Origin of the sequence: Sphingomonas sp. SORGH_AS_0870 (assembly GCF_031453175.1) — a bacterium.
Classification (GTDB): Bacteria; Pseudomonadota; Alphaproteobacteria; order Sphingomonadales; family Sphingomonadaceae; genus Sphingomonas.
Window position 1 is genome coordinate 2,085,860 of record NZ_JAVIYW010000002.1, and the last position, 24,293, is coordinate 2,110,152.

21 protein-coding genes and 2 pseudogenes are annotated in these 24,293 nt (G+C 63.7%); 7 read left to right on the top strand and 16 right to left on the bottom strand.

The window, feature by feature from the left end; all coding sequences use genetic code 11:
• Positions 1-18: 18 nt before the first annotated feature.
• The 3 genes from QE363_RS10085 to QE363_RS10095 form a co-directional block, all read right to left on the bottom strand.
• The gene (locus tag QE363_RS10085; protein ID WP_309694872.1) at positions 19-855 is read right to left on the bottom strand and encodes a DMT family transporter; all 837 of its coding nucleotides are present in this window, start codon (positions 853-855) and stop codon (positions 19-21) included.
• Positions 856-894: 39 nt separating this feature from the next.
• Positions 895-1,269: a VOC family protein gene (locus QE363_RS10090; protein ID WP_309694874.1), complete on the bottom strand. Its 375-nt coding sequence runs from the start codon at positions 1,267-1,269 to the stop codon at positions 895-897.
• Positions 1,270-1,393: 124 nt separating this feature from the next.
• On the bottom strand, positions 1,394-1,801 hold the full coding sequence (locus QE363_RS10095; protein WP_309694876.1) for a VOC family protein: 408 nt from the start codon (positions 1,799-1,801) through the stop codon (positions 1,394-1,396).
• Positions 1,802-2,164: 363 nt separating this feature from the next.
• Here QE363_RS10095 and QE363_RS10100 point away from each other — a divergent pair, with 363 nt between their 5' ends.
• Positions 2,165-2,395, top strand: a complete 231-nt coding sequence (locus tag QE363_RS10100) for a hypothetical protein (protein WP_309694879.1) — start codon at positions 2,165-2,167, stop codon at positions 2,393-2,395.
• A 371-nt stretch (positions 2,396-2,766) separates the two neighbouring features.
• Here the strand turns inward: QE363_RS10100 and QE363_RS10105 are convergent, their stop codons facing one another.
• Entirely contained in the window at positions 2,767-4,242 is a 1,476-nt protein-coding gene (locus QE363_RS10105) for a PLP-dependent aminotransferase family protein (protein WP_309694880.1), read from the bottom strand.
• Between the two features lie 45 nt (positions 4,243-4,287).
• Between QE363_RS10105 and QE363_RS10110 the strand changes: the two genes are divergently transcribed.
• Together QE363_RS10110 and QE363_RS10115 are read left to right on the top strand one after the other, a co-directional pair.
• A complete protein-coding gene (locus QE363_RS10110; RefSeq protein ID WP_309694882.1) occupies positions 4,288-4,974 on the top strand; it encodes a pyridoxamine 5'-phosphate oxidase family protein in 687 nt (228 codons plus the stop codon).
• Complete coding sequence (locus QE363_RS10115) at positions 4,971-5,846, top strand: GNAT family protein (RefSeq protein ID WP_309694884.1); 876 nt, start codon at positions 4,971-4,973, stop codon at positions 5,844-5,846. The genes QE363_RS10110 and QE363_RS10115 overlap by 4 nt, the downstream gene beginning before the upstream one ends.
• Here QE363_RS10115 and QE363_RS10120 read toward each other — a convergent pair.
• From QE363_RS10120 to QE363_RS10155, 8 genes are all read right to left on the bottom strand, one after another.
• Entirely contained in the window at positions 5,825-6,373 is a 549-nt protein-coding gene (locus tag QE363_RS10120) for a protease inhibitor I42 family protein (RefSeq protein ID WP_309694886.1), read from the bottom strand. The two genes, QE363_RS10115 and QE363_RS10120, sit on opposite strands and share 22 nt — an antisense overlap.
• A 204-nt stretch (positions 6,374-6,577) precedes the next feature.
• A complete protein-coding gene (locus QE363_RS10125; protein ID WP_309694888.1) occupies positions 6,578-7,114 on the bottom strand; it encodes a GNAT family N-acetyltransferase in 537 nt (178 codons plus the stop codon).
• Between the two features lie 747 nt (positions 7,115-7,861).
• Entirely contained in the window at positions 7,862-8,881 is a 1,020-nt protein-coding gene (locus QE363_RS10130) for an IS110 family transposase (protein ID WP_309694889.1), read from the bottom strand.
• A 404-nt stretch (positions 8,882-9,285) separates the two neighbouring features.
• Positions 9,286-10,233, bottom strand: coding sequence for an IS630 family transposase (locus tag QE363_RS10135; protein ID WP_309694892.1), 948 nt, complete (start codon positions 10,231-10,233; stop codon positions 9,286-9,288).
• A 372-nt stretch (positions 10,234-10,605) separates the two neighbouring features.
• Positions 10,606-11,841, bottom strand: coding sequence for an MFS transporter (locus QE363_RS10140; protein ID WP_309694894.1), 1,236 nt, complete (start codon positions 11,839-11,841; stop codon positions 10,606-10,608).
• A complete protein-coding gene (locus QE363_RS10145; protein ID WP_309694896.1) occupies positions 11,838-13,160 on the bottom strand; it encodes an LLM class flavin-dependent oxidoreductase in 1,323 nt (440 codons plus the stop codon). Before QE363_RS10145 ends, QE363_RS10140 begins: the two co-directional genes overlap by 4 nt.
• A gap of 22 nt (positions 13,161-13,182) precedes the next feature.
• Positions 13,183-15,387, bottom strand: a complete 2,205-nt coding sequence (locus QE363_RS10150) for a TonB-dependent receptor domain-containing protein (RefSeq protein WP_309694898.1) — start codon at positions 15,385-15,387, stop codon at positions 13,183-13,185.
• 150 nt (positions 15,388-15,537) lie between these two features.
• Positions 15,538-16,227: a TetR/AcrR family transcriptional regulator gene (locus QE363_RS10155; RefSeq protein WP_307103530.1), complete on the bottom strand. Its 690-nt coding sequence runs from the start codon at positions 16,225-16,227 to the stop codon at positions 15,538-15,540.
• A 98-nt stretch (positions 16,228-16,325) separates the two neighbouring features.
• Here QE363_RS10155 and QE363_RS10160 point away from each other — a divergent pair, with 98 nt between their 5' ends.
• A complete protein-coding gene (locus tag QE363_RS10160) occupies positions 16,326-16,964 on the top strand; it encodes a Plug domain-containing protein (RefSeq protein ID WP_309694902.1) in 639 nt (212 codons plus the stop codon).
• 64 nt (positions 16,965-17,028) lie between these two features.
• Positions 17,029-17,585, top strand: a pseudogene (locus tag QE363_RS10165) (integrase core domain-containing protein); the annotation flags it as partial.
• A 67-nt stretch (positions 17,586-17,652) separates the two neighbouring features.
• Here the strand turns inward: QE363_RS10165 and QE363_RS10170 are convergent.
• The 4 genes and pseudogenes from QE363_RS10170 to QE363_RS10185 form a co-directional block, all read right to left on the bottom strand.
• Positions 17,653-18,135, bottom strand: coding sequence for a chemotaxis protein CheW (locus QE363_RS10170; protein WP_309694904.1), 483 nt, complete (start codon positions 18,133-18,135; stop codon positions 17,653-17,655).
• Positions 18,132-20,231 carry a methyl-accepting chemotaxis protein gene (locus QE363_RS10175; RefSeq protein ID WP_309694906.1) on the bottom strand — a complete coding sequence of 700 codons (2,100 nt, stop codon included), beginning with the start codon at positions 20,229-20,231 and terminating at the stop codon, positions 18,132-18,134. Before QE363_RS10175 ends, QE363_RS10170 begins: the two co-directional genes overlap by 4 nt.
• Before the next feature lie 156 nt (positions 20,232-20,387).
• The gene (locus tag QE363_RS10180; RefSeq protein ID WP_309694908.1) at positions 20,388-21,734 is read right to left on the bottom strand and encodes a carbohydrate porin; all 1,347 of its coding nucleotides are present in this window, start codon (positions 21,732-21,734) and stop codon (positions 20,388-20,390) included.
• A gap of 357 nt (positions 21,735-22,091) precedes the next feature.
• Positions 22,092-22,377: pseudogene (locus tag QE363_RS10185) on the bottom strand (transposase); the annotation flags it as partial.
• A 301-nt stretch (positions 22,378-22,678) separates the two neighbouring features.
• Here QE363_RS10185 and QE363_RS10190 point away from each other — a divergent pair.
• Both QE363_RS10190 and QE363_RS10195 read left to right on the top strand, forming a co-directional pair.
• Positions 22,679-23,191 carry an RNA polymerase sigma factor gene (locus QE363_RS10190; protein WP_309694910.1) on the top strand — a complete coding sequence of 171 codons (513 nt, stop codon included), beginning with the start codon at positions 22,679-22,681 and terminating at the stop codon, positions 23,189-23,191.
• 63 nt (positions 23,192-23,254) lie between these two features.
• Complete coding sequence (locus QE363_RS10195) at positions 23,255-24,292, top strand: FecR domain-containing protein (protein ID WP_309694911.1); 1,038 nt, start codon at positions 23,255-23,257, stop codon at positions 24,290-24,292.
• Position 24,293 lies beyond the last annotated feature (1 nt).

Below are 24,293 nucleotides of genomic sequence, written 5' to 3' on the forward strand. Positions count from 1 at the left end.
ATCCAATCTCGTGCGTCTTCAGCCCCCATGCCCGATCAGAACCGCCCCCGCCGCAACCACCAGGCAAGCCGCAATCCGACAACGAGTCAAAGTTTCGCCAAGGAAGATGCGGCCGATCAGGGCCGCGAAGACGACGCTTGTCTCGCGCAACGCCGACACCGGTCCCATCGGGCCAAGTGACATAGCGACGATGACGATTCCATAGGCCAGAAGCGAGGCGAGTCCGCCACTGCCCGCCACCAGCATTTCTCTTGGCGCCCGCATGATGGAGCGGGCGTCGCGCAAAATGACGTATGTCGCTGGCATGAGTAGGCCCCACGACAGGCACATCCAGACGATGTAGCCGACAGACGAGCCTGACAGACGGGCGCCGATGCCATCGGTCACGCTGTAGGCGCCGATGAAGCAGCCGGTCCCTAGCGCGAAGAGCAAGGTCTGCGGCCCGATGGTCCGCCCCTGGAAGGCCAACGCGACGATGCCGCACGACACCAGCAGCACGCCCGTCAGGCTGAGCGCGTCGGGCAGTTCGCACGCGAAGACCGCGGCACCGAGCGATACCAGAAGAGGAGAGGCCCCGCGGGCGATCGGGTAAGTCTGCCCCAGATCGCCTTGCCGGTAGGTGCGCACGAGGAAGAGATTGTATCCGACGTGCAGCAGCGCCGACATGGCGAGGTAGCCCCAACTTTTTATCGAGGGCACCGGCACGAACGGCGCCATCAGGGCACAGGCGACCGCGATGGCGATGCACATGATCGTCATCGACCAAAGCCGGTCGTTGCCTCCGCGCAGGAGGGCGTTCCAACTGGCGTGAAGGACCGCTGCGACCAGGACGATCAGGCTGATGCCAAAAGACATGAGCCTCTTTGTCCCACCGAACTGCCAAGTTCCATGAGATTACCGCAGTGCCTTCGTTCGTGCGGTAAGCTTATTGCCGTCCGGGTCGCGCAGATAGGCAACGAAGACACCATTCGGCCGCTCGCACGGTGGGGTTTCGATCGAGGTGCCGCCATGCACGATACCAGCCTCATGCCATGCGCGAACGTGGTCCGCGCTGATGGCGGCAATGCCGATGGTTCCGCCATTGGCAGGGTTCGCCGGATGACCATTGATCGGCCGGGTGATCATCAATCGTCCGCCTTCATGATTGTAGATCAGTCGGCCCCTCTCGTCCTGCTCGCCGGGGCTTCCACCCAGCGCCGCGAACGTCGCGTCATAGAAGGCCTTGGATCGATCCAGGTCGTTGCTGCCGATCATGATGTGCGTGAACATATGGTCATCCCAAGAACAAGGCTCTCATAGCAGGGAGCTATCGGCCGGGTCGTTCGCCGCTTTTTTCCGAACGGCACAAAGGTTGAGATGGTCGACGGATAACTCCGCCGACCCGAGTCGGACCTTACTGCCATTTACCTTGATACGCTTCTTCGGGGCGGACCGGGGTCAAGGTCGTCACTTCGATGAAGTAGCCACCCCTTGCCCGGAAATAGAAGGACCATGCGCCGTGCGTCTCGTGCGGTGATTGCGTTTCCCAGCCATCCCCAGTCAGGCGCGCATGCATGGCATCCACCGCCTCGCGCGACTCTTGGATGAAGCCGATGTGGAGAATGTCGAGACTTTTCGGATAGTCGAAGCCGTCGAGCTTATTGTCGAAGTGGTTGACGATCAGCACCAAGCCGTCGTCGTCCTGCATGATCGCCATTTTCGTACCTCGCACGACAAGCGTGCGCATACCGAAATAATGTTCGAACATAGCCCGATCCGCTTCGGTATCGTGGCTATAAAGATTGATATGGTTCAGCTTCATGGTCGTGCCTTTCAGTTGGTTAGACGGACACGGACCGATCGCGGTTCAGACAACGACGACCGGCCACGCACGAGGCCCATCCTCGCTGTGTCCGGCCATGGCCAAGAGCGGCATCAGTCGCTCAAGCGTGACTGTCTCCAAGGAGACCGCAGGTTGTCACCATACCTGCATCGCTGTCTTTTTAGGCGTCTTGCAATTTAGGCGGCGCAGGCTTTCCGTCAAGCGGAGGGGGATGCCTTTCCACGAAGGAAGGGCTATCGAGACGGCCGGGATATTCCCACAAGGATCGAATATCGGGAAGGCTCGCCTTGTTCGTTCCCTTAGCCGGCGTCATGCTGATCCGACGTTGTAAAGGGAGCGTGGATGCCGATGGTCGATTACCGCTTGGCAACCGTTGACGATGCGATCGGCGCGCTACACGTCGCGTCATGGCACGAAACTTATACCGGACTGCTTCCTCAAGAAATGCTCGCGAGCCTGTCGGCTGACAGCCGGGCAGCGATGTGGACCACGGTTCTCGGCGCTCCCGCCCGCCCGGACGGAACACGGATCTATGTCGCCGAGAGCGCAAGCGAGATGTGGTGGACAACGTGACGATGCGATGCGCGAGCGCGGCTTTGCCGGTGAGTTCGGCGCAATCTACATCCTGCGCTCGCAACAAGGTGGTGGCGTAGGTCGCGCGCTAATGACCCTAATGGCACGCGATCTGAAAGCCCGGCCGATGACAAGCGCAGGTCTTTGGCTGCTGCGGGAGAATATGGGCGCGCGGCTTCTATGAGGGATTGGGCGGCACAATAATCACCGAAAAGGAGGTCGCTGACGGCGATACGACCTTACATGAGGTAGCGTATGGTTGGCCGGACCTAACGCGCCTGTCCTAACCCCCTTCCCGATTGGGAACGGTCAGCGAGACGGCACGACCGTTATCGGAATCGCTGCGGTTTCGAGAACGACCGGACCGACGTTCAAGACGTCGAAATGCCATAAAATGGCCAATTGCGCTCAATGACGCTCGAGAGGTGCGCTATATTCCGGTCCGTCGCACCCCCAATCCCGAAGAGCAGGCCGCTGCGCAGCGTGGCCGCATGGAAGGGCGAAAGCGGCATGGCGCCGATCCCTCGGTCCTGAAGCGCATGGGCGACACGGCGGTCGTCGATACGCTGGTCGCGGAACCAGACGGGCAGTTGCAGCCCGCCCGCGACCGGCTCGACACAGAGCATATTTTCGGTAACGGTGGCTAACGCATCGCAGAGCGCCGTCATCCGTTCGGCATAGACGCGCTGCATCGTCCGGACGTGCGCGCGGAGATGTCCGGCGTTCAGGAAATCGGCCATCGCCGCTTGGACATGGATCGGCACCGACCCGCCCTCGCGCCGCAGGATAGGCCGTACCTGCGCAAGCAGCCACGCCGGCAGCACCGCATAGGCAATGCGCAGGCCGGGTGCGAGTACCTTGGAGAAGGTGCCGACATAGGCCACGCGATCCGCGCGATCGATCCCTTGCAACGCCGCGAGCGGGCGCGACGCATAGTGGAACTCGCTGTCGTAATCGTCCTCGATGACGACGGCTTCGTGCGCAGCGGCGACGTGCAGAAGGGCGATGCGGCGCGTCAGGCTCATCGCCACGCCGGTCGGATATTGGTGTGACGGCGTGACGTAGATGATCGACGGTGCCGGATCGTCATGCCCGATAGTCATGCCCTCCGCATCGCAGGGGCGCGGCACGATCGCGGCGCCTGCCGCGGCAAAGATGTCGTGGGCGGTGCGATATCCCGGTTCTTCCAGCCAGACGGTCCGGCCGGTAGCTGGCAGCAGCACCCGCGCGAGCAGCGCCAGAATGGCCGCGGTCGACGGCATGATGACGACCTGCTCGGGGTCGGCCAGCACGGCCCGCGCCCGCGTGACATGATCGACGATTGCCTGCCGCAGCGCCGGCAGGCCGTTCTCATCGCGGTAGCCGAGGTCATGGATATGCAGATGGCGCGCACGGGCGCTAAGGCAGCGGGACCAGATCTCGTGCGGGAAGCTGTCGAGATCGGGCAGGCCTGGCCGGAACGGCAGGAAGCGTTCCGGCTCGGGTTCCGGAGGGGACACTCGTGGCAGCGGCGCGGGGCGTGCGCCGTCGGGGGGCGGAGGCAGGTCGGCCACCCGCATCGCCGACCCCGCCCGCCCGGTCACGAAGCCTTCGGCACGCAGCAGCTCATAGCCCGCCACGACCGTCGATCGCGCCACCCCCAGCATCGCCGCCAGCGCGCGCGAGGAGGGCAGGCGCTCGCCTGCCACGAGCTGCCCCGCCAAAACCCGGTCGCGGATGGCGTCATGGATCTGTCGTTCGAGATACCCGGCGCGGCGATCGATCAGGATCCAGGTGGCAGGATGTGTGGCTACCATGTCCCCTTCAACTGGACTGCCGATCTTTGCGCAAGTGGCATTATGCAGCAATCCGCTTTCCTGACATGGCGGTCCCGCAACAGGCAAGGGGGCCACATGACACCGACCGATCATTCATCCGACAAGGACACCTATCCGATCACCGAACGCAGCCGGGTGCGGCGCGGGCATCGCCGCGCGGACTATGGCGCCGGCACGGTCCATGCGGTGCTTGACGCCGCGCCGATTTGCCATGTCGGCTATGTCATCGATGGCGAGCCCTATGTCACGCCGACCATCCACTGGCGTGAGGGTGACCGGATCTATTGGCACGGTTCCGCCGCCAGTCGCTTCCTGCGTCAGGCCGAGGGACAGCGCGTCTGCCTGACCGTCAGCCATATGGACGGCTATGTGCTGGCGCGGTCGGCGTTTAATCATTCGGTCAACTACCGCTCGGCGATGGTCTTCGGCATCGCGCGGGTCGTCGAGGAACCCGACGCGATCGCCGACGCGCTGCGGCGGTTCACCGACGGCTTGTTCCCTGGTCGCTGGGAGACATTGCGGCCGATGACCACGCAGGAACTGAAGGCAACCAGTGTCCTGTACCTCGATATTGAGGAAGCCAGCGTGAAGGCACGGGCCGAGCCGCCCAGCGACGGAGACGAGGCAGCGCACCCGGTCTGGGCCGGGGTGCTGCCGATCCGCAGCGCCTTCGCCGCACCCGAACCCGCCCCCGAACTGGGCGGGGATATCGCTTTCCCCGCGGGCCTGTCCGCCCTGCTCGCATCGGGGCGGCTACGGTGATCGCCGGTCCTAGGCCGGATCGGACCGACGACCTGCCGCTCGGTGCCGTCGTCACCGGTGCGGCTCCGCCATTGCCGGGGTTCGATATCCATGCCGGTCGCGCCGTTACGCTCGAACCGCTCGGGATGGCGCACGCGGCCGATCTCTGGCGTGTCGCGCAAGGGGCGGATCGCTCCTTCACCTATCTGCGCTATGGGCCGTTCGCGACGGAGGAGGCGTTCGCCGCGCATGTCGCGGGATTGTCCGGGATCGGCCGGCAACCCTTCTTCGCCGTGATCCCGCAAGCCAGCGGAACGGCTGCGGGCTGGGCCTCCTTCTGTGATATCGCGCCCGACGATGCTGCCATCGAGATCGGCAGCATCTGGTTCTCACCCGTCCTGCAACGCACCCGTGCCGCGACCGAGGCGATATTCCTGATGATGAACCATGCCTTCGCGCTCGGCTATCACCGCGTCGTCTGGCGCTGCAACGCCCTGAACGCAGCATCTATCCGCGCTGCCAGCCGCTTCGGTTTCACGCATGAAGGGACATGGCGGTGCGACGGGATCGTGAAGGGCCGTCGTCGTGATACCGCATGGTTCTCCCTCCTGGCACCTGAGTGGCCCGCGCCACGGGATGGCTTCATGGCTTGGCAGTCACTCGCAGAATGGCGGGGTGCTCCGCCATGTTCACGTTGCCAAACTCGGCCTCGGCATATCCGAAGGCAGCGCCGGCCGGGGCGAACGGTTCGCTACCGAACACGGTCGTTAGTCGATACAGAGCAACGGCGCCGGTTTCAGTTTGGCAGCCGTGGACTGGCGGGACGCTGCGATCAGCGCCAGGGCTGGCCCAACGTAGTGCCCCGCCGCCCTTACTTTATTGTGAAGCGATAATGCAGGACCTTGTCGGGGCGCGTCTGCCCAGGGCCGACGTAGCCAAGCTCGAGCGAGGCTGCGCCGGGATGCCCCGGCAGGACGTGAATCACCGTAATCTCCGGCGCACCGACGACGCCCGCGGGGGTCTTGGGCTCGGGAACAGTTTCAATAGGCTGCTTCACCGTGACGTTCTGCGCACGCAACACGTTCCATGCATAGCCGGTGCTCGGATTGCCCGGGAGGTGGATCGTCACAGGACGACGAGAGGACAGATCGCGAATATGGCCGGCATCAATTTCCGACAAGACGGTCACGGCCGCATTGCTCCGTCCAACATGAGCATGGCCTTCGCCCTTTCCCCTCTCATGGACAGTTGCGCGCTTGGCAAACGCCGCAGGTTTCGTGACACTGCCCGTATCTCCTGTCTTCGCCTCGGTCCGCTCGCTCACAGTGTAAAGATCATTCGCCTTTGCTGCGACGACACCTGCTGAAGTCAATCCAATCGCGATCGGCGCAAGGCGAATCAAAACCGTGAAATGACGCACGACAAACCTCCTCTTCCAAAGCAGGGTTGGCCTACATTGCGGAGGATGAACGGTATGCAACTGACGGATCATACCTTCCTTATCACTTCCATCGCCGGCACCTTTGTGCTCGTAACTATCTGACATAGGCAAATAAATGGAACGGCCGACACATTCTATTGGGATCGGATATCGGGAATGACGATGGCCACCCCACGGGGCGGGCTACGCTGGCAGATTGCTGCCCAACATGCGGCATAGCTCGACGCGATGGTGGCTTCGCGCCTTGAACGTGTCAGGACCGACCCGCCGAAGCTCTCTGTAACCCAGCGACCGCCAGAACCTCTCCGCTGCCGCGTTCACCTCAAGCACGGCGAGGCGCATTTCCTGCGCCCCGCGATCCACTGCCCATCGCTCGATCGCGTCATAGATCGCCCGACCGATGCCTTTTCCTCTGGCGGCTGAATCAACAATCATAAAGCCAAGATACCAGACATCATTGCTTGGATAGTCGCGTAGAATGGCGACCACCGCCATAAGCCCATTTTGGCCGCGCCAGCCCAATACGGTCTGATCGACCGGGCTTTTTTCCTCCGGAACATCCCGGAACAGTTCGATCGCGTCCGCCAGCGTCGCCGGCTCCCCATCCTGCAACAGGAAGTAGTCGATACACCGCGCATACAGATCAAGAACGTCGCCGGCATCGTGCTCTGTGAGGACAAACGGCCCTTCGCTGGGGGAGGCATTAGGAAAGAACATCATCCATGCCTAGCCCGTGCCTCGGCCGGACACGACCCTTCCCGATTGGGAACGGCCAGCGACACGGCCGGGGCATTCCCATTGGGATGGTATTCCGGGAAAGCAGCGATCAAGCCGTTCGGACTACCGAGACGCTTTTTCGCTGAGCAACGAGTCGAAGGCATGGGCAATCGCCGCCTGACCGTCGTTTCTGATTGGTGCACCGTGCGCCGTTAGGACGGCCGCTGTCGGCCATGCCATAATGCGTTGCACTGCGCGTCCGGCGCCTTCACGGTCGCGGAAGGTCATCCGGAATTTCCGGGGAACGGTCGACCTGATCGCGGTAAAAAAGTCGAGCTTTGCCACGATAGCCCGCCACCCCTTGAACCAATTCGGCTCGAAGTGTTGGATAAGGTCAGTGAAGATGGCCGTTCGGCTCGCGCGATGGAAAAAGACGACCTCTGTCGTGATCCCGTTTCCGCCCACGACGACCTGTTCGATCTGACGTGATGGGTTGGACGGCCCCTGCGGTGCAAGAGCTTTCGTGCGGCGATGAGCACCGGTCGGGTGCGTCCATGTGTTCGGCCTGTTCGTGCAGCACCGCATGGCTGCTGGCCCTGATGAAGTCCGCGGATCCCTAATCACGTCGTCGCGCTCGAAGCGCTCTGCTCCCCTGGGTTTGTTCGATCCCCGGTCTGACCGGTTTGTCATCACCACTCAGTTGCCCTTACACCATCCTGCCGGCCGCTCAGCGGTCGGCGAGGACAGCGGTCACGCGGCAGCCGCTGCGTAGACCTCCTTGCGCGCCATCACCGCCCAGGCGATGCGCGCTGTCTTGTTGGCGAGCCCGACGGTCGCGATTTTCACCGGCTTGCGCTCGAGCAGTCGCGCTAGCCACGGCTGTCGGCTGGCATCCTTGCGCGCCATACGCATCACTGCGGTCGCGCCGACGACCAGCAGCTTGCGGAGGTACCCATCGCCCTGCTTGCTGATGCCGCCAAGCCGCTCCTTTCCGCCGGAGCTATGGGGCCGCGGTGTGAGGCCTAGCCATGCCGCGAACTGGCGGCCGGAGCGGAATAGCGATGCATCGGGTACAGCCGCGGCGATTGCCGACGCGGTGATCGGACCGATGCCGGGAATGGCCGCAAGCCGGCAGCTGGTGTCATCGGCACGGTGCCAGGCGAGGATCAGTGTATCAAGCCGGTCGACCTCGCTTGCCAGCGATCGCAGTTGAGCACCGATGGTATGCAGCGCTGACCGGGCATATGCTGGCAGCTTCTCCTGCCCCTCGTGAAGGAGCTTCATGAGCGCGGTGACACCGCCGGGCCCCTTGCTGGTGACGATCCCGTACTCCGACAGGTGCGCCCGCAGCGCATTGATCAGTGCGGTTCGCTGTCGCACCAGCAGATCACGGGTCTTGTGGAGCATCAGCACCGCCTGCTGATCGACGCTCTTCACCGCCACGAACCTCATCGTCGGCCGGGTTACAGCCTCGCAGATCGCCTCGGCATCCGCGGCGTCGGTCTTCCCGCGTTTCACATATGGCTTCAAATAGGCCGGCGGCATCAGTCGGACATCATGACCCAGCGCTAAAAGCTCTCGGCCCCAATGGTGCGCCGACGCGCTTGCCTCCATCCCTACCAGGCACGGCGGCAACGATGAGAAGAACTTCAGTACCTCGCCGCGCCGGAGTTGCCGCCGCACCAACACCTTTCCATCAGCACCAATCGCGTGGACCTGAAACACGTTCTTCGCCAGATCGACACCGACGGTCACGACATCCTGCTGCATGGATCGACTCCTAGACGTGGCTCAACGACCACATCATTGCACAGCTACGCTGGTGCAGGGGCCGTCCAACCCATCACGTCAGCTGGTCGGCCTTTTTCTGTTGATCCTCACCGCCGCCCCGCCAGCTACCATCCTGGTTCTGTATTACGAGGAGCCCGGTTCGGCATCTACGGTTCGACATAGCGTGGCAGTTCGCCGGGCACCATAGCCCGCCAAAGCCGTCGGCACCTCGTCGAGCATGAAGCTCGGATTTGCACAGCCTGCTTCCTAAAATGCCCACAACGCGGTGATGAACACGCGGCCGAAGTTGGGCAGCGGAAAAGGGGTTATGAATGTCTAATCCTGGGTCATCGAGGTGAAGGGGAGGGCATCCGCTTTCGCCCCAAACCTAGAGCGGCTTCCGTTCAGTCTGGGTCATAGCCGCAGGAGCTGAAGTAGTTGGCGCATTCCTGCGGCTGGAACAGGTCGACCAACTTGCCGATGAGGGACCACAGCCCGGAAACGGTCCGCTCGCCGGCCTTGCGGAGCATGGCCTTGAGGCGGGCGAACGCCTTTTCGATGGGGTTGAAGTCGGGGCTGTAGGGCGGAAGGAACATGAGCCGAGCACCGGCCGCCTCGATCAGGTCGCGGATGCTGGCGCGCTTGTGGCTGGACAGGTTGTCCATAATGACAATGTCGCCGCGCCTGAGGTCGGGCACGAGCACTTGGTCGACATAGGCTTCGAACCAGTCGCCGTTGATCGGGCCATCGAGCACCATGGGCGCGACCATGCCGGTCGTGCGCAGGCCTGCGACCAGCGTCGTCGTCTTGCGGTGGCCGTGCGGGTAGCCCATCCGGAGTCGCTCGCCCCGGCGACAACGGCCGTGGCTGCGGGTCATGTTGGCTGCCGTCCAGGTCTCGTCGATGAATACCAGACGCGCGGGGTCGAGATCGGGCTGGCCGTCGAACCATGCCTCCCGCTGGCTCAGGACGTCGGCGCGGTCCTGCTCGATCGCGTGGCCGGTCTTTTTTTGCGCGTGACCCCGTGACGGGCGAAGAAGCGATGCAGCGTCGAGATTGCGACCGTCACCCCCGCCCGGCCCAGCTCGCTGCGCAGCTCGTCCAAAGGTGATGTCGCGCCGGGCCTCGTGCAGCGACAGGATCGTGTGCGCGTACGCCTCGATCCGCCGCGACCGCGTATCGCCGCCCTGCGGCTTGGCGGCATAGCCACCGGTGCTGCGGCGCTGATCGTGCCAGCGGATCACCGTCGCGGCCGCCACCCCGAACCGCCGCGCCGCAGCCCGGCAGCTCATCCCCTCGTCAACCGCGGCTAGCGCTCGCGACCGCAGGTCCATCGACAACGGCTTGCCCATTCATGCCGGCCTCCATCCAGCCAGCACCTTGAATCAGATCACTGCACCAATGGGAATCCCGCATCGACTCAGATCGGCCGGAAACTGCTCTAGAAGCTGGGGCAGGCAATCTGTCCTCCCGCAAGCGGCAATTGGTTCAGCCCGATCATTCCCGTTTCCGCATCCTCGAAGGCCAATTTCGGCGCCACCTCATCGACCGCCAGACCTACCGGGAACGACGCTCCGCCGCGCTGGTGGAGTGGCACAACCTTGCAAGCTAAGCCGGTGCCCTCAAAGACCGCCATGCATCGTGTGGAGAGCGGTTCGCATTGGACTGACAGCACCAGCCAGTTATCGAATCAGAACGCTTGGTCAGGGAGTTAACGCTGCAGTTCAGCCGACCACGGGTCTTTTCAGCATCAAGAGCAGCGCTGCCGACAGGATGACCAAGGCTATCAGCGTGAGGATGGGGATGTCCGCGCTGGCGAAACGGCCGCGCAGCGTGGCGAACAGGGGCGGTCCCATAGCGGCACCGAGCAGGAAACTGACGTTGTGCCATGCATAGATACGCGAGATCGCGCGCTGCCCGAAATATCGTCCCACGAGGATCGAGAGGAGATCGGTCTCGGCGCCCATCGCAATGCCCATCAGCACGCTCATCGTGACGGCGGCAATGCCGATGGTGTCTACGCGTAGCAGGATGGCTAACGCGGCTGCTGCGCACAGGACGCCGCCCGCGCCCACGATCGGGACGGGGAAGCGATCAAGCAGCCAGCCGAATACCAGTCTGCCGGCGATCATCGCGACGCCGGCGAGCGACGACAGCATCGCAATCTGCGGAAGCGTGCCGGCCCCACGCTCCAGCATCAACGCGACGAAGTTCGCGGTCAGCGCGTAGCTGGTCATTCCGAACAGCAGGAAAACCGCGATGATGATCCAGAAGGCGCGGGTCCGCAGGGCCTGGGCGACTGTCAGGCCCGATTGTGCCATAGAATGATCGATATGGGCAGGATCGGCGGCATCGGCGAAGGGAACGGCGGCCTCTGCCGGATCGTCGCGCACGAACAGGGCGACCAGCGGCAGGACGAACAGCATCAAGGCAGCGGCCAGGGCATAGAAGGCGTAACGCCAACCGAAGGCTTCGCTGACATATTCGACGGCCATCGGCAGGATCGCACCGCCCACACCCTGGCCCGCGACCGCGAGGCCGAGCGCGAAGCCGCGATGGCGATCGAACCAGGTGGACAGCGCCTTGATGTAGACGATGGGATTGGTGAACGCGCCGACCGCCCCGAACAGGGTGTAGAAGATCATCAGCCCGCGCAGCGACGTGATCGTTCCCCCGGCCACGGCGAGCAGCGCCGCGAAGGCGACGATGCCTGCCATGGCGGTGCGCCGCGACCCGAAACGGTCGACGGCGATGCCGACCACGGGCACTGCCAGCGTCGTTGCGAGCAGGAACAGCGACAGCGCGGTTGCCATCGCGCCCTGGGTCCAGCCCAAGGAACGGGTCAAATGCGCGGTAACGATCCCGAAGGTCGCGACGATGGTTGTGGTCCCGCAGAGCATCAGGGCGACGAGCACCGCCCCGACCATATGCCAACCGCGATATAGCGGGCGGGTGCTCATGACGTGTGTCCTGCCGGGCGGGCCAGCCCCAGGTTCGCCCGCAGCGTATCGCCCTCATATTCCGTACGGAACAGTCCGCGCCGCTGCAGTTCGGGGACGACGAGCCGGGCGAAGTCGTTCAGTCCGTACGGAAGGGTCGGCGGCATGATGTTGAACCCGTCCGCTGCCCCAGCCTGGAACCATGCCTCCATTTCGTTAGCGATCTGCGTAGCAGTGCCGATGACGACCTTGTGACCGCGCGCGACGGCAACGCGGACGGCCAGTTCGCGGATTGTCAGCCCCTCCGCATGGGCAAGGTCGAAGAACAGCTTCTGCCGGCTCTGCCAGCCCTCGGTGGGCGGAAGGTCGGGGACGGGACCATCGAGTGGATACTGGCCGAGGTCCGCGCCCATCATCGCAGAAGCAAGCCCGATTGCGATCCGCGGATCGACCAGCGCCTGCAGGTCATCGTGCAGGCGTTGCGCCTCTTCCTGCGTGTCGGCAACGAAGGGCATCAATCCGGGCATCACCAGCACGTCCTCACGGCCGCGTCCCGCTGCGACGGCGCGCTCCCGCACCGTGTTGGCGAACGCGACCGCTTCATCCAGCGACTGTTGCGCGGTGAAAACGAGTTCGGCGGTGGCCGCCGCCAGTGCGATGCCGTCCGCCGACGATCCGGCCTGCGCGATCACCGGATGACCCTGGATTGGTCGTCCGGCTTGTAGCGGCCCCCGGACGCGGAAGTGGCGCCCGTCGTGATTGATCGCCCGGACCTTGGCAGGGTCGAAGAAGCGGCGGCCTGGTTGATCGAACTGCAGCGCCTCGTCGTCCCAACTGTCCCACAGCGCCTTGACGACATGGATGTATTCGGCGGCCCGCTCATAGCGTTCGGCATGGCCGATCTGAGCGTCCAGACCGAAATTGCGCGCCTCGGCGTCGGAGCCGGACGTCACGCAATTCCATCCGGCGCGCCCGCCGCTGATATGGTCCAGCGTCGCGAACTTTCGGGCGAGGTGATAGGGCGGCAGGTAGGTCGCGGACACCGTGGCGACCAGCCCGATCCGCTCCGTTGCCGGAACCAGTGCGCCGAGCAGCGTCAACGGTTCGAGATAATAGACCGGAGCGGCCTGCGCGGACAAAGGCGATAGCGGCGGGGCGGCGACATTGTCCGCGAAGAACAGGGCGTCGAACCGCGCCGCTTCCGCCGCCTGTGCAATCCGAACATAATGATCGAGCGACACCAGATCACGCGGCTCGACCGAGGGATGGAGCCACGCGGCGATATGATGGCCGACGCCCATGATAAAGGCGCCCAGCTTCATCTGGCGGGGGTTGGTCATGACGATGATCCCTCCAGCGGGCTTAGAATGTGTAGCCGAGCGTTGCGCCATAGGTGCGCGGCGTGCCGTAGAGGAGCGCGGCATTGCCGAGGATCGCGGTGCGATTGGCGAAGCGGATATAGTGTTTGTCGAAGATGTTGCGGCCCCATAGCGATGCCCGCCACCGGCCATCGGCGGACGTCAGCCCGATCCGCGCATCGGCGAGGTCGTAACCCGGAATGGAATAGGCTTTCCCGTACACCGGGTTCGCGACCTTCGGGTCGAAATTCTCGGAGGACTGCACGCTATGGCCGACGTGTGCCTGCAAGCGCGGCAGACCCGAACCCAGTGCTGTCTCGTAATCGGCCGACACATAGGCCTTGTGACGCGGCGCATAGGGCGTCTGTACACCATCGGCATCGAGTACGGTGTTGCCCACCGTACCGCCGCCACCCGGATACCGGTCGTACACGCTCTGATTGTAGGTATATTGGGCTGCCAGCGTCAGGCCGGTGACGGGGATGACCGCGATCTCCGTCTCGATCCCCTTGGACGAGACCTTGCCGACGTTCGACAGGCTGCTGGCGAGCACCGTGCGGCCGCCGACGGTGGCGTTGACGAAGGTGAAGACCTGGAAATCGTCGAATCTCTCGTAGAAGCCGGTGACGTTGACGCGGGCGCGGCGATCGAAAAAGTCGCTCTTGAACCCGACTTCGTAGCTGGTCACCGTTTCGGGCCGGAAGCGGATGCCAGCGGCGAAGGCGGCGGGGCTGGTCGCCTCGACGTTCCACCCGCCGCTCTTGAAGCCGCGACCGATCGTGCCGAACAACAGGACGTTGCGCTTCAGATGCAGGTTGATGCCGCCCTTGGGCGTGAAGAAGGTGTTGGCGAGCGCATCGCGATAGCCGCTGATCGGGGCAGAGAACAGCCCGGTCGGGTCGGCGGTGGTGATGTCGTTCAGCCGTTTGCGCTCATGGGTCAGCCGCGCACCGGCGAACAGCTCGACAAGCGACGACGGCCGGATGTTCGCCTGGAAGAAGCCGGCGATGGAGTCGCTGCTGACCGACGTGCCGAGCGTCGCGACCTTGCCCACGGCGCTGCCGAGGCCTAGTGCGCGCAGCCCCGAGCCGAAGGTCAGCGCCTGCCGGTCACGGTTGTTGCCCCAGAAGTAGAAGACGCCCGCGACGAAATCGTAGCGGCGCTCGCGTGGCGAAGCGATCCGCAATTCCTGCGAGAACTGGTCCGTATATTGGCGCAGGTCCGCGGTCAGAATCGGCGTGGGGCCGGTTTCGTTGTTGAAGTGCAGGAACTGGTGGCCCGATCGCCACGCGGTGATCGACGTGGCCTGGAATCCTCCGCCAACGTCCTTCTGCGCGGTCAGCGAGACGCCGCCCATCCGCCGTCGTGCCCCATCGTCGACATAGGATCGGATTTCGAACGGATCGCTGCCCGCTGGGGGCACATAGGTATAGTGGAGCGTCGAATTGTCGTCGTCGGTGAAATCCGCCGCAAGCGTGACATCAAGCCCGTCATTGGGGCGCAGCCGAAGTTGCGCGCGGAACGCATCGGAGTTGATGCCCTGGTTGCGCTTGCCGAGCAGGACGTTGCGGTAATAGCCGTCGCTCTGCACATGGGCGCCGCTGAGTTGCAGGCTGACGTCGTCGTTCAGCGGCAGGTTGCTGCGCGCGGCGATCTGGCGATAGCCGAAATTGCCGATATCCGCGCTGATCTCGCCGCCCAGCGCCTTCGACGGCTGGATCGTGGTGATGGAGAGCGCGCCTGCATCGGTGTCCTTGCCGAACAGCGTTCCCTGCGGTCCCCGCAACACATCGACCTGCCGGATGCCGAGCAGCGTCAGGTTGTTCATCCAGGACCGGCTGTAATACACGCCGTCGACATAGACGCCGACCCGCGAGTCATAGCCGGCGTTGCGCGAGTAGTCGATGACGCCGCGAATGCCGGTGCGCCCCTGTTCGCTGCCGTCGCCGAACGACAGGGACGGCGTGGCGACCTCCACGTCGCTCAGGCGGCGCGCGCCGAGCGTGTCGAGCGCCTTCGCATCCAGGGTCTGGATCGAGATCGGCACCTGTTGCGAACTTTCGCTGCGGCGTTGCGCCGTGACGACGATGTCGGACAGCCCCGTCTGATTCTGCGGCCCCGTCTGGTCCTGTGGCGGGGCCGCGTGGACGACGGCGGGAACGAGCGCGGCGGCAAGCGTGCCCGCACGCCATAGCCATGCATATCCCAAGCCTGGAACCTTGGATTGGCGACCAGCCATCGACCTTCCCCCCATGAACGCATCCAGCGCGGATTAAGTGTTGTCACTTATCCCATTAGATTAATGGGGATTGAAGATGGTTTTGGTTGCGCTGATGCAACTTTCGCTTCGTCTGGTGGCTCAGCCCCGGTTAAGTACGAACCGGGCCGCTGCCTGCAGTGCCGGCACGGCCATGGCGATGGTCTGATCGATCAGCTCTTCCAGCGACAGCGCGGCGCGCCCGCGAAAAGCAAAATTGTCGCGTGCCGCGAGCCCGACGATCATCGCAAAATGCTGCTGGGAGAAGCCGAGTTCGAACTGCTGCGCCGTGAGGTTCAGCAGCCCGGCCATCCGCTCCATCAAGGTCACTGCGAGCCCTCGTCGCGCATTGAACGGATCATCGCGGCGCTGCGGATCGAAGCCGATCCGCGTCGTATATTGCAACAGGAGCCGAGCGTAGCTGTGGTGCCCGTTCGCGTCGACCTGCTCCGACATCGGCAGGAACACCGCCTCCAGCAAGCTGCTGAGATCCTCCATCAATCCGCGTTCTTCGGCCAAGCGGACACATTCCTGACGCCGTGCGACGATGTGCCGCATCCGGATCGCGAAGATGGCATCGATCAATCCGTCACGCCCGCCGAAATGATATTGCACCGCGAATTTGTTCGCCTGACCCGCCGCAGCCGCAATCTCCTGCAGGGACGGCGTGTCGATGCCGTGCGTTCCCATCAGCCGCTCTCCGGCGTCGGCCAGCCGGCGCTTCGAGGGCGTTTCGTCGCCCTCGATGTCGAACAGCGTCACGGGTCTGAGATGGGCGATGAGCTTGGGCATGGTCGGCCAGGATAGAGGCGTCGGGGGAGAAATCGATCGTCGTTTTCGGCGGCGGGTTTCGCAGCGAGGCGAGTGCAGAACGAAGGCTTCGTTGGAGCTTGATCGCACCAAATCATTTCTACAATGTCCTATCAATCTGGTGGGATATGGTCGCGGTGCGAGCGCCAGTCAGTGCCGCCGGATCGGCGAGGGGGTTGATGGATGAAGATCGTCGTGATGAGTCTGTTGGTCGGCGCATCACTATGGCGACCGCAGCGGCACAAGACGCGGCCCCTCGGGCGAGTATAGAAAAGTCAAAGACGGGCGGCGAGATCATGGTCACCGGGACACGCACCGGCGAACGTACCGTCACGACTTCATCGGTGCCGATCGACGTACTGCGCGGCGACGAATTGCGCGCCTCGGGCTATCAGGAGACGAGTGAGGTGCTCCCCCAGCTTGCGCCGTCCTTCTCCTTCGCCAATCCGACGACGCCGGACGGCAACACCCATATCCACTCCGCCTCGCTGCGGGGGCTGTCGCCGGATGAGACGCTGGTGCTGGTGAACGGCAAGCGGCTTCACGGCGCAGCCTGGGTCAACACCGGCGGCACGATAGGGAAGGGCGCGACACCGACCGACCTCAACCAGATCCCGGCGGCAGGGATCGGCTGGACCTGCCTCGGAAAAGTGGAGAGTTCCCTTGAGGTGAGAGGTGAACTCGGTGACGAAGCAGCGATGGTTCACGAAAAAGTTTGAGGACGAAGCAGTTCGGCTGGTAGCGACCAGCGGACGGAGGCAGCGCGCAATAGCGGAGGATCACCGCCTCTGCCGGGTGCTCGGCGTCAGCCAGGGCGGCTATTTCGCCTGGAAGGATCGCCCGGCCAGTGGGCGCCAGCGCGATGACATGGTGATGCTGGCGCATGTCCGCTCGGCTTTTGCCCTGTCGAACGGCCCCTATGGCAGTTCGAGGATGACGCGCGAGTTGCAGGATGATGGGCGACCGGCGACCGGCTGCATCGCAATCTGGCGCTGCCTGCCCTGCGCAAGGCGCTCGTCATGCGGCGTCCGCCCAAGGGGTTCATTCATCATTCGGACCGCGGCAGCCAATATTGTCCCGTGGACCACCAAGCCGAGCTGCATCGCCACGGCATCCGCATCTCCATGTCGGAAAAGGGAAATCGCTACGATAACGCCATGGTCGAGACATTCTTCAAGACCATCAAGTCCGAATTCGTCTGGCGCACCATCTTCTATACCCGTGCCCAGGCCGAGCTGGCCATCGCCCGCTATATCGACGGCTTCTACAACCCCGTCCGGCGCCACTCTGCGCTTGACTACACCAGCCCGGCGCAGGTCGAACAAACCGCGCCACGATGACCAAATGCCTCTCCATTTAAGCGGGGCAAGTCTACGAAGACGCCGTCCCGCCTGCGCAGTGGATTTTTCAGGCCGCTTGCGAAAGGTCGGTCAATGCCGCACTGTTCTCGCCAGAAAGCAATGATGTGATCGCAAGCAGAACGACGAAGCCCTCGGGACGACGTACGACACCCTCGATATAATCGGATCGCCAACGTATGCCGATGTCCGGCGGGACTTCGATTTCGGTGGCACTGAAAGTCGCGACATCGGCAACCTTGTCGACGATGAACCCCAATGCCAGCCTCTGTCCGCCCGCCGGAACGTCCACGATGAGTATCCGGGTCATAGGCCCTGGTACCGCCTCGTCCAGACCGAGCCGCAACCGCAGATCGACCAGCGGCAGGGTTTCGCCACGGAGGTCGATAAGGCCTTTCAGCCATGCCGGCCCCCGCGGCATCCGGAAGGCGGGACGGTAATCAAGTATCTCGCGTACGGCTCCCACCGGGAGGGCGACTGCTTCGACCTCCAGATGGAAGATTACGGCTTGGATGGCGTCCCCGTCCGTCATGCCGCGACCTCGAACTGATCATCGTCTTCATCGGGCCCGCCCTGGCTCAGGTCGAGGGCGAAACCCCGCACCCGCGACTGCCGATCGGCGACCGAACCAGGCCGCGCGGCGGCCTTGATCTTCTTTTTCGCGGCCTTCGGGGCGGTTGCGGGCTTCTTGCCCTTCGCGGCGGCACTATCGTCTTCGATGCGGAAGAAGGCGATCCGCTCCTGCAGGTCATCGGCCTGGCCAGCAAGTTCTTCCGCCGTGGCGGAAATCTGCTCGGATGCGCCCGCATTCTGCTGCGTGACCTGGTCGAGCTGCTGGATCGCCTGGTTGATCTGGTTCGCGCCGATGTCCTGCTCGCGACACGCGGCGCTGATCTCCGACACGAGTTCGGCGGTCCGCCGAATATCGGGGACCAGCTTTTGCAGCATCTCGCCAGCCTGGGCCGCCGTGGCCACCGTGTCCGACGAGACCGAACTAATCTCTGCCGCTGCCGTCTGGCTGCGTTCGGCAAGCTTGCGGACTTCTGCCGCGACGACGGCAAAGCCCCTGCCATGTTCGCCGGCGCGCGCCGCCTCGACCGCGGCGTTCAGGGCCAGCAGATCGGTCTGACGCGCGATTTCCTGAACGATGCAGATCCTTTCGGCGATGGTGCGCATCGCGACGACCGCCTTGTCGACCGCCACGCCGCTCGCTTCGGCATCCACCGAGGACTGACGCGCGATCTTTTCGGTCTGCGAGGCATTTTCGGCATTCTGCTTGATGTTGGCGGCCATCTGCTCCATCGACGCGGACGCTTCTTCCGCCGCGGCCGCCTGCTCGGTGGCCCCCTGCGACACCTGCTCCGCCGTCGCCGAGAGTTGCTGCGTACCCGACGCAACGTTCTGGGTGGCCTGCGTCGTATTGCCGACGACCCCGCGCAAACGCTCGACCATCGTAACCAGGGCCTGGCCGAGGACGTCCTTGTCCGACAGCGGCTGGTGATCGACGGTCAGGTCGCCTTCGGCGATCGTTTCCGCCAATCCCGCCGTCTTGCGCAGGTTCACCGTCATGCGGATCAGCGCATGGCCCAGTATGTCCTTGTCCGACAACGCCTGGTGATCGACGCTGAGATCGCCTGCCGCGATCGTATCGGCCAGTTGCGCCGTCTTGCGCAGATTGACCGTCATCCGGGTGAGCGCATGACCCAGCATGTCCTTGTCCGACAGGGCCTGATGATCGGCACTGAGATCGCCTGTCGCGATCGTGTCGGCCAGGGCCGCGGTCTTGCGAAGATTGGCGGTCATCCGGTTGACGGTGTCGACCAAGTCCTTGATTTCGTCGTCGGTGTCGACGCGAACCTCGGTATCGAGGTCGCCGACGGACACCGCATCCGTCGCCTCGGTCAGGCGCTTCAACCCGCGACCGATCCCGATCGCGATCCAGGCCGCCGCCGCCAGCGAGATGATCGCCGAAATGATGCCGATGATGGTCAGCATGATGACCGCCGACGAATAGCTCTGATCGGCCGCCGCCTTGCCAGCCGCGATCTGGTCGCGCTGGTCGAAGAAGATCGGTGTGATCAGCCTCTCGATATCGTCGGTCAGCGGCCGCGCCTGTTGCAGGTTCATCTGAACGGCGCCGGCGACGTCACCCGACGCGAGATGGTCATAGACCCCATCCGCTGCGATCTTGAACTTCTGCACATCAGAGGCGACGGCGCTCCAGCTTTCCCGCTCCGCGCCGGTGACGGCATGCTCCTGAAGCCACTTCGCTTCCGTCATCAGCTTTGCGATGAAATCGTCGTTCTTGGCCTTCAGGCTGCGGCGCTCCTCAGGCGTCGCGGCATTGATGAGGTCATAAAGGCCACGGGTCGGCCGGACCTCATATTCAGTAATCATCTGAATATGTTCCTTGCGCGCAGCGGGGCCGTCCAGCAATGCCTTGACCGTCTGGTTGAAACCGGAAAGGTTGACGTAGCTATAGATCGTGCTTCCGGTCAGCATCATGATGCTGATGCCGAATGCCAAGGATAATTTGTTCTTGATCGTAAACCGCATGACCAAATCCCTTGAATGAATATGTTGAAAATATTGCTTGATAAGCAGGTGCAGTGGGTGACCGGCGATCAATCATGGATCGCGCACGGCAATGATTTTTGGCTGTGCCAAAATGCCCGGAAAATCGGGAAATGTTAGCTGATGCTATGCAAGATATGAGCCTGAAGGCAGGACTTTAATGCGTCAGGTCGCTGCAGGTAACCGAGGATGGAAATCACGCCGCGTCGGTCAATCGCGCCGCGTCAAGCCGATGAGGGTCGGCGCGTCGACGGTGAACTTGAAGCCGAAGACCAGGGCGTTTGGGATGTTGGTCCGGCGGAAGGGCAGCCCGGTCTGGTCGGGATGCAGGATATACTGGACGTTGGGCGAGATGCGAACGGCCGGGCCGATCTGCGCACCATAGGCCAGCTCCATCATATACTGGTTGCGCCGGATGTTCGCATCGCCCCCAGCGGCCACCCGCGCCGCGCGCATCCGCGCCATCGCCAGGTCGGAGAAGCTCTGCTGGTTGATGACGAAACCGATCGTGTCCTGGTCGCGGCCCGGGAACGTGCCGGTCTGGAGCAGGCCCAGCTCCAGGAAATGCCGCTCCTCGACGCGCCCCGACAGGTTGGTCATCGCAACGCCGAACACGCCCAGCCCGCGATGCGAGTTCATGTCCGGCCGGGTCAGCATCTGGTCGAACCGCGCATATATGCCGCTGCGTCCCTTCAGCGTCGCCGCCGGTCGCCCGCTCAGAATCGCGACGCCGCCCCGGTCGTCGCGCAGCGGATCGGAATAGTCGCCCCGGTCGATCCAGCCGCCCAGGATATAGTGGTGCGGCAGCCGGTCGGTCTGATAGTCCGACGCATAGCCCAGCTCGTACGGCACGATGAAGCCGGTCCCGCCCTTGAAGCTGAGGCTGAAGCCGTTGTCGTCGGCGCGCTTGCGGTTGGGATTGACCTCATAGATGCCCGCATGGACGAACCAGTGGTCGGCCACCGTCACCTTCGCCTTGGCCATCCAACTCGACGCCGGGAAATAGGTGAAGTTGCTGTTCTTGAAGACGAAGGTCGGATTGCCGCAGGCCGAGTTCGTCTGGAAATTACAGTAATAGGGCGAGTTCAGGAAGTGGATGTTCGCCTGGCTCTTGCCCGCCTCGATATCGAGCGCGCCGCCCAGCAGCTTCTGCTCCCAGGTCAGGATGGCGAGATGCGTGTTCTGGGTGCCCCAGACCTCCTGGACCGAGGTGTTGTTGCCGATCGCGATCTGCGACAGGCTCTGGCCGTGGCGATTGGTGATCGCCAGATGCAAGCCCCCGCCCGAAATCCCGGCGATCTTCTCGAAGTCGAGATCGGCGCCGACATAGATCTGGCCGGTATAGGCCGCCTTCTGCGCAAAGCCGCCGGTCGCATTGGCGGCCGCCTCGCCGGTATAGCTCAGCGCCAGGGTGATGCCGTCATCGGCCAGCGGCTGATAAGTCTCGACGCCTTTCTTCTTCTGCCCCAGGACCACAGGCACCGTCTTCGTCGCTTGTTGCGATACCTGCGGCGCTGCCGGATCTGACACGACAGCAGACGGATCATGCGCCATCATTAGCGGCGCCGACGCAACCGCGCGCGACCAACCGGGAGATAGGGGCAGTATCGCCGCCCCGAAGGCGACACATAATTTGAAACGAACTCTTCGCACATGCATTTTGTCAGGCCCCCTTAGAAAACGTTTTCTCACATTTTCGTTTCGGGCGAGTTAACTCGAAGGCTGGGCCTCTCGATTCTTCATTCCGACCGGATTGGCTTGTATCAGATAGCCAAGCTCCCGATTGAAAACGTTTTTACATCGAACGCGGCCGTGCCACTCCGGATATCGCCCCTTGAGCAACGCGATCAGATTGGCGGACTGGATGGCGGTCAGGCGAGCGAGGTCTGCCCAAACACTCCGCATCATCCATCTGCGCCGTCGCCCAGGCGTCACAGCCTTTTTTTGCCAGGACGTCCTGCAGGATATGCTTGTCCGGGCTCTTGTCCGCGACGAGCGGCTTCAGCTTGCGGTTCTCCTCCTCAAGTTGCTTGGCCCGTCGCAGCTCGCCTACGCCAAGCCCGCCATACACTTTCTTCCAGCGGGAGAAAGTCTGCTCCGACACGCCCATCCGCCGGATGACCTCGGCCACCGGCGTACCCGTTTCTGCCTGCTTCAACGCAAAGGCGATCTGCTCTTTCGTGTACCTCGACTTCTTCATGTCCCAGCTCCTTGCCCGCGAGCTTCAAAAGGGCCGAAAAATCTCACTCGGCTTGGATAAAGAAGCAGGGAGGACGTCAAAGACCACCCCTCAGCCGAGATATACGAATGCTGGAAATTGGAGGCGGGAAGGGTGCCGCGAAGATCCCCGACCAACGCCGCGCATCCTATTTTGACCAGCGAATGGAACGCTGGTGGCCGTCATCTTATGACGGCCGATTGACAGGCTGGCGGCTCATGGTGTCGTATCGTGCGAGGCAAGAGTAGGCAGGTTGGCGACGAAACCGGACAAATCCCGACACGTGATTGCGACGCTGGAATCGATTTTCCGTGACGACGGGGCGTTGCTGGTGCGGATGTTGACCCTGAAGCTGGGGGTTGTCGAAGAGGCGCAGGATGTCGCGCAGGAGGCGTTTGCGCGTCTGTTCTCCCGTGCCGGGATCGATCCGATCGACGATCTGCGCGGTTACCTTTTCCGTACCGCCAGCAATCTGGCGTCCGACCGTTTGCGCGAACGGCAGCGGCGGCGCGAGCGGGAGCGGGTCGATGTGACCGTGATTGACCTGCCCGATGGTGATCCCGCCGCCGACCGCCATATCGCGTCGCGGCAGGAGGTTGCGCGGGTGCGCGCAGCGCTCGCCGATCTGCCCGAACGCTGCCGCCACGCCTTCATCCAGCACCGGTTCGAGGCACGGTCCTATACGGAGATCGCGGCCGAGATGACGGTGACCGAAAGCATGGTCCGCAAATATGTGCTGCGCGCAATGCGGCATTGCATGGCGGCGCTCGCGGCGGAGGATCGCGCGCATGATTGACCGGCATTCCCGGAACCGGGCGTGGATACGTCTATACCGCGCGATGGAAGCGAGCGCCGCGTCATGAGCCATGCGAACGAGGATGAGGAGGGCATGGCCATATCGCTCGAGGCGGAGGCGCTGTCGTTGCTCGGGCACGCCCATGCTGATGACGCGCCGCTCGACGCGATGCTTGCGCTGGTGGCGTTCGAGGCGCGGTCCGACGATCATCGCGCCGCGCTGGCCCGTGTGATCCATGCTTGGCACGTCGTCGGCGCGATCGATCCCGCTGCGATCCCGCTGGGCGATGATGTACCCTCGTTGCCCGATGTGGCTTTGGCGCGTCGTGCACGCGCAGGGTGGCTGCGTCGATCGGACCCTATCCGTCGGAGGGTGGGCGTCGTCGCGGCGGCGGCTGTTGCGGCGGGTGTCGCCATCGTGCTGATACCGACCGCGCCGCACCGCGCGCCGGTCGCGCAGGTCTATGCGACCGCGCTTGGGCAGACGCGATCGGTCCGGCTCGAGGACGGATCGCGCATCTTGCTCGGCGCCGACAGCCGAATATCCGCCAGTGTCGCTGACGACCGGCGCACGGTGCGGCTGGTATCGGGGCAGGCGCTGTTCACGGTCGCGCATAATGCCTCGCGGCCCTTCGTCGTGGAGGCGGGCACCACCGAGGTCCGTGACATCGGCACCGTCTTCGCCGTCACCCGCCACGCCGACGCCACCACCATCGGTGTCACGGAGGGCGTGGTGGAGGCGACAGTGCCCGGCGCGGCGGCGATGCGGCTGGGCGCGGGGCAACAGGTGCGGTTCGATCGAGCCGGACACGGCACCGTGGGTCCGATCGAACCCGGCATGGCGACCGGGTGGCAGACGGGCCTCTTGCGCTATAACCGGGCACCGCTGTCAGATGTGGTCGCGGACATCAACCGCTATGCCGCCACGCCGCTGCGCCTTGCCGATCCCGCGATCGCACACTTGCCCTATAGCGGCACGGTGCGCACCGACGCGATCGGCGAATGGGTGAGCGCGCTGCCCTATGCGTTTCCGGTAAAGGTGCGGTATCGGCGCGACGGCGTAGAGATCGCGCCCCGCGTCGCTGCCGCGGCTGGGCGGTGAC